This window comes from Psychrobacter sp. M9-54-1 (genome assembly GCF_016613355.1).
GTDB lineage: Bacteria > Pseudomonadota > Gammaproteobacteria > Pseudomonadales > Moraxellaceae > Psychrobacter > Psychrobacter faecalis.
This window is the reverse complement of sequence record NZ_JADGFW010000025.1, coordinates 39540-45539: the sequence shown is the minus strand read 5'-3', so window position 1 is coordinate 45539 and position 6000 is coordinate 39540. Positions and strand designations below refer to the sequence as shown.

The window sequence follows — 6000 nt, the reverse complement described above, 5'->3', positions numbered from 1 at the left end:
ACATCCGTTGGTTCGAGTCCAGCTACCCCTGCCATTTTTTACTGTAATAGTAGTCATCAATAGTTTTCCATACTCTTTTCTAAATTTGAGCAGTTTGATACTGCTTAGCGGTCGCTGCTTGAGTTAATCAATAGGACTTCTGTCATGCCTTATTTGGCGATTTTTACGGGTAATGCCCACCCTGAATTAGCAAAAACCGTAGCCGATCATCTCCATATACCTCTTGGTAAAGCTGACATCACGCGTTTTTCTGATGGCGAAATTGCCGTGGAAATCAAAGAGCACGTACGTGGTAAAGACGTGTTTATCATGCAGCCTACTTGTGCACCGACCAACGACAATTTGATGGAAATCATGATGATGGCTGATGCCTTGCGTCGTTCTAGTGCGGGCCGTATCACCGCTGTCATGCCGTACTTTGGTTATGCCCGTCAAGACCGCCGTCCGCGTTCAGCACGTGTACCTATCTCGGCCAAAGTCGTCGCTGACATGCTAAACATCGTTAGTATTGACCGCGTTATGACCGTTGATTTGCACTCAGATCAGATTCAGGGCTTCTTTGATATCCCAGTTGATAACATCTATGGTACGCCTGTCTTATTGAACGATCTTAAAAAACAAGATTATGACAATATCATGGTGGTTTCACCTGACGTCGGCGGTGTGGTACGTGCGCGCGCGATGGCGAAGCAATTGGGCGATACCGACATGGCGATTATTGATAAACGCCGTGCCCGTGCCAATGAATCACAAGTGATGCACATCATCGGTGATGTCCGTGACCGTGATTGCGTCATCGTTGATGACATGGTTGATACCGCAGGTACGTTATGCAAAGCCGCTGAAGCCTTAAAGCAAAATGGCGCGCGCCGCGTACTTGCTTATATTACTCACCCTGTCCTATCGGGTAATGCGCTAAAGAACATCAGCGAATCGGAATTGGATGAGATTGTGGTAACTGATACCATTCCATTGTCTGACGCGGCTAAAGCCTGTAGCAAAATCCGTCAAGTAAGTATCGCACCGATGCTGGCTGAAAGCTTACGCCGTATCAATAACGAAGAATCTATCAGCGCTATGTTTGATGCCTAGTTAATGCTTAAGATTTTCTTTCGCTAAAAAATATATTACTAAAAACGCTAAGTTTAATGACTTGGCGTTTTTTTATGTAAGACTGGCGTGCGCTATTTTAGCTAGGTCTTTATTATTGTTAAAGAATCACGTATAATGCGCGCCTGTATTCATCATTCGTTAACCCCTATTATTTTTGGGTATTTTATACTTAGCGACATGATTGATACTTTCTAAAGTATTGATTATCCGGTGATAGACTGGTCGCAAGTCTGTTATTGCTGGTAGATACTTCACACACTCTCTATAGGATTATATCCATGGCTATTGATCATTTTGCAATCAACGCAGTTGACCGCTCTGCTGAACAACAAGGTAAAGGTGCGAGCCGCCGCCTACGTAAGCAGAACCTAGTTCCTGCTATCATTTACGGTGGCGGTGAAGAACCAACTCCTATCTCAATCAAAATCAACGAGCTCGTAAAATCGCTTGAATATGAAGCGTTTTTCTCACAAATTTTGACCATCACTACCGATAAAGGTGATGAGCAACAAGTCGTTATCAAAGACTTGCAGCGCCATCCTGCTAAAGGTTTCCCAATGCATGCAGATTTTCAGCGCATTGTGAAAGGTCAAAAAATCAACATGCACGTACCGCTACATTTTGCTGGTCGTGAAGAAGCGCCAGGTACGAAAGCGGGCGGTATCTTATCTACGCTAGTATCTGATGTTGAAATCGTTTGCCTACCATCACAATTACCTGAGTACTTAGAAATCGACGTATCAGGCATGGAAATTGGTGATCTATTCCGTTTATCAGACATCAAATTGCCTGAAGGCGTAATTATCTTTGATCTTGACATGGAAGATGCGCACGACCGTACCGTTGTGAACATGCAGCCACCAACAGTTGAAGAAGTTGACGAAGACGCTGACGAAGTTGATGCAGCTGACGTACCTGCTACTGAGCAAGGTGCTGAGCCTGAAGACAAAGACGCTGAATAATAATCTTTATAACGCTTATATAGCAGCCTTATGGTTGCTCGGTTATAAAAGATTGGTTTAGTCAAAAAATAGCAGGTGATGAATATCTCCTGCTGTTTTTGTAACTGAGGTTTGAAAAGAAGGTTTAAAAAGTAGGATAAGCACGATCAGTTCATCTTACTTTTCAAACCTTATCTCTTATTTATTAAATTTAAGCAGGGTGTTTTTATGGCCATAAAGCTTATTGTCGGTCTTGGTAATCCTGGTCAGCAGTATATGTTTACGCGTCATAATGCCGGGTTTTGGTTCGTCCATCATTTGGCGCAGCAGTTTAATATTGCCCTCGCCCCTGACAAAAAATTCCACGGGGTGACGGGACGTGGGCAAATTCATGGTCACGATGTGCGCCTGCTTATGCCTCTGACCTTTATGAATAAATCTGGTCAATCGGTGGTGCCGATGGTCAATTTTTATGGTATTAACAATAATGAGCTGCTGATTGCCCATGATGAGCTCGATATTCCCGCTGGCATTATCAAGCTTAAAACCGACGGTGGACACGGTGGTCATAATGGTCTGCGTGATATCACCCCGCACATTAGCAACGACTTTCATCGCCTGCGTATCGGTATCGGTCATCCGGGTCACAAGTCTAAAGTCAGCGGTCACGTGTTATCGAAAGCGGCGCCTGATGAGCAAATGGCTATCGATAGCGCGTTAAGTGCTGCTTTTGACGCCTTACCGTTATTATTAGATGGTGATATTGAAAAAGCGCGCTCGCAGATTAATGGTTTTAAATTACCAGAATAATCTGCCGTTGATGGTAAACATTTAAGTCATTTAAATCGCCAAAGCGTAAATTTAGCCGTGACTTTTAGGCAAATAACTTTTATTCTACTTACCCTGTCCCCATTAAGCTTTTGATTTGGTTCATTTATATCAGTTACCCTAAGGAAGCAACCTATGCTACTTAATATGCTCAAGTGCAAATTACATCGCGCCCGTGTTACCCATGCTGAACTGCACTACGAAGGCTCATGCGGTATCGATGGTGACCTACTAGACCTCGCTGGTCTGCGTGAAAACGAATCTATCGATATCTACAATGTCACCAATGGCAAGCGTTTTCGCACCTATGCGATTCGCGCTGAAGCGGGCTCTGGCATTATCTCGTTAAACGGTGCCGCCGCGCATATGGCAGACCTGGGCGATATCGTCATCATTTGTGCTTATGCCCATTTTGATGAAGTAGAAGCCGCTACCTATCAGCCAAAACTGGTGTATTGCAACGAAGACAATACCGTGAAAGACACTGCCAATATCATTCCGGTACAAGTGGCTTAATTATCCATGACTGCTGTTTAAGTGATCAATAAAAAAAGCTGAATCTAATTAAGATTCAGCTTTTTTTATGCTATTTATTTATCCTGCTTACGGTTTCTAATCACCCGCCATAGCCCTTCCTTTTCTGTTTTCGGCATTTTTAAAGTGATGGTATTCGAGAGCATGTCTTGTATTGCCAAACCGCGACGATTAAACAGACAAAAGGCATAGTTGAAAACAAAGCCCAAAAAAGCACTGGTCAATAAGATAGCACGTGAACCACCAATGACACTACCGATGAGTCCAAATATCAGCGGCATCAGGCTCGCCGCCAAAATACGTTTAAACGACTGTCCCCACGTAAGCAGGTGACCATCATTATTGACCGTTTTTAAGCGCCACGTTTGCATGCCTAGTGTTTGCCCACCGCGGCGCCAAAATAGCCCGTAGAAGCCCACCAGCGTCAGGATAAACGAAGGGGTCATAATAAAGTTTTGATACCATGTCGGTAGCGATCTGGCTTGCTGTGACTGCGTGCCCGTCTCCATCGTCAATAGCGTACCAATTACTGTCAGCACCGTACCAACCAAAAACAGTAGTGCCAAAATCAACATACCATCATAAAGGATGGCCGCCATACGCGTGCCTGGCTTGGCAATCACTGCCTCTTCGGCAACGGAGTCTTGATGCGCTGAGTTGTTGCGTGGCGATTTTGCTTTAGTAGCAGCTTTTGGTGACGATTTTGACATGATACCAGCCCATAACAAGCGAAAAATAGAGCGCTCATTGTACCGTAATTCAGGCGCTTAGCGTACCTTATGATAAGACAAGACTTTTGCTATAAAGACAGGAGATTTGAATTTAGGAAAAAATAACAAGGTAAGATTATACTGCTATAAAAATGACAGACATAAAAAAATCGCCAAATTATCATAAGACAGGCGATTAATTTAGTTTAGCTTAGCTTAATGGTTACATGAACAAATAAGCTAGTATGCAAATGGTGCGCTTGGAGAGATTCGAACTCCCGACCCCTTAGTTCGTAGCCAAGTGCTCTATCCAACTGAGCTACAAGCGCGTACTTTGCACATTATCTACTGAATTATTCAAAAACAATTGCAGTAAATTAGGTTGGTTATTATATAGATAATCTCGCTTGTGTCAACTCATTTTTTGAATTAAATTCAAATTATTTTTGAATGTTAATCTAAAATATCATTAACGCTATTTTTGCGTCATTACTCTTTATAACAACTGAATAAATGGCGGTGAAGGAGGGATTCGAACCCTCGATACGCTTACACGTATGGTTCCTTAGCAGGGAACTGGTTTCAGCCACTCACCCACTTCACCGGACGATTTAAGACGCTTATCAAAATATTTTTATAAAAACTATTTCTCTAAACACAGTATCGATGCTAATGATACGTCTTATGCCGTGGGCGAGTATTATAACAAAGCCGAAACGAATTGCAAGCCTTGTCTACAGATTTAATGCCGCTTTTGTCATAATTGTTAATTTAAATGGTTTTATCATTCTCTAGTCATAAGGAATATCTCATTTAGCGGTGAGTTTCAGAATTTTTAGGTTTTATTACTTATAGTCAAAATATCCCAAAATCGCTACGGGATTGCTGATATCAATTTTTCGTGGCCTCTGTCTGCGCAGGCACAGCAAGCAAGAAAAATTGGTATCAGCAGATATATTGATATTACTTTTCACTGATTGTATTTACTAAAATCTGCTAGCTATGGCTTTTTGGTCAATGGATGGCTATAGTATTTATGATTGATTTTAGAATAAATAAAAGGAAGGGTTATGCGACCGGTAGTACTGTGTTTTTCAGGATTGGATCCGTCAGGTGGTGCTGGATTACAAGCGGATATCGAGGCAGTCGGTCAAGCAGGTGCCCATGCCGCTATCACTTGTACGGCAATCACCATTCAAAACTCACAGCAGGTATTTGGTTTTGAGGCTTGTGCTGCTGATTTGGTAGCAGCGCAGGCGACCACCGTGCTCGATGATTTGCCTGTGCGCGTGATTAAGTCAGGTATGCTTGGTACCACTGACAATATCGCCATGCTGACGCGTTTATTTGCCGAGCAGGTTATCGCTGCTGAGACGCCATTTGTCCTCGACCCGGTATTGGTTGCCAATAGCGGCGGCAGCTTGGGCGATGAGCAAACCTTGGTAACGGCGTTTAGAAAACTACTACCCTATGCGACGTTAATCACCCCAAATACGCATGAGCTACGGGCTTTAAGCGGCGAGCAAGATTTACATATCGGTGCGCAAAAACTATGCGCCCAAGGCTGTCATGCGGTATTGGTCAAAACTTCACACGACTTTACCAGCGGTGATATCAAGCAGTATCTCTATATTAAAGGCGAGATGGTGCATAAAAGCGTTTTACCGCGCCTAAAGGGTGAATTTCACGGTTCTGGTTGCTCATTAGCGAGCTTTATCGCTGGACGTTTGGCGATGGGTGACGCGCTTATCGATGCGGTAAAAGCGGCAGATAGTTGGATTACCCAAACGCTGCGTGCCGCTGATGCGCCGCACCCTAATAATGCCAACGCTCAATTGATACCCAATCGCTTTGTAGAATTTTAGAACAACCTA

The 6000-nt window shown here is 43.4% G+C and carries 6 protein-coding genes and 3 tRNA genes (1 of these 9 cut by a window edge); 6 read left to right on the top strand and 3 right to left on the bottom strand.

Annotation, left to right across the window (positions count from 1 at the left end; all coding sequences use genetic code 11):
- The 5 genes from IQ457_RS10525 to panD form a co-directional block, all read left to right on the top strand.
- Positions 1 to 34, top strand: a tRNA-Gln gene (locus IQ457_RS10525); it begins 62 nt to the left of the window's first position.
- A 110-nt stretch (positions 35 to 144) separates the two neighbouring features.
- Complete coding sequence (locus IQ457_RS10520) at positions 145 to 1092, top strand: ribose-phosphate pyrophosphokinase (protein WP_068404706.1); 948 nt, start codon at positions 145 to 147, stop codon at positions 1090 to 1092.
- A gap of 299 nt (positions 1093 to 1391) precedes the next feature.
- Positions 1392 to 2075 (top strand): 50S ribosomal protein L25/general stress protein Ctc, encoded by a 684-nt coding sequence (locus IQ457_RS10515; RefSeq protein WP_200663123.1) that lies wholly within the window; start codon positions 1392 to 1394, stop codon positions 2073 to 2075.
- 207 nt (positions 2076 to 2282) lie between these two features.
- Entirely contained in the window at positions 2283 to 2864 is a 582-nt protein-coding gene (gene pth / locus IQ457_RS10510) for an aminoacyl-tRNA hydrolase (protein WP_200663122.1), read from the top strand.
- A gap of 153 nt (positions 2865 to 3017) precedes the next feature.
- The gene (gene panD, locus IQ457_RS10505; protein ID WP_045443274.1) at positions 3018 to 3398 is read left to right on the top strand and encodes an aspartate 1-decarboxylase; all 381 of its coding nucleotides are present in this window, start codon (positions 3018 to 3020) and stop codon (positions 3396 to 3398) included.
- 74 nt (positions 3399 to 3472) lie between these two features.
- On the opposite strand, the gene IQ457_RS10500 is transcribed toward panD, so the two are convergent.
- The 3 genes from IQ457_RS10500 to IQ457_RS10490 form a co-directional block, all read right to left on the bottom strand.
- On the bottom strand, positions 3473 to 4126 hold the full coding sequence (locus IQ457_RS10500; RefSeq protein ID WP_200663121.1) for an RDD family protein: 654 nt from the start codon (positions 4124 to 4126) through the stop codon (positions 3473 to 3475).
- A 252-nt stretch (positions 4127 to 4378) separates the two neighbouring features.
- Positions 4379 to 4455: transfer RNA gene (locus IQ457_RS10495), tRNA-Arg, on the bottom strand.
- Positions 4456 to 4640: 185 nt separating this feature from the next.
- Positions 4641 to 4730 (bottom strand) — tRNA-Ser (locus IQ457_RS10490).
- A gap of 466 nt (positions 4731 to 5196) precedes the next feature.
- Here IQ457_RS10490 and IQ457_RS10485 point away from each other — a divergent pair.
- Entirely contained in the window at positions 5197 to 5991 is a 795-nt protein-coding gene (locus IQ457_RS10485) for a hydroxymethylpyrimidine/phosphomethylpyrimidine kinase (RefSeq protein WP_200663120.1), read from the top strand.
- The last annotated feature ends 9 nt before the right edge of the window (positions 5992 to 6000 follow it).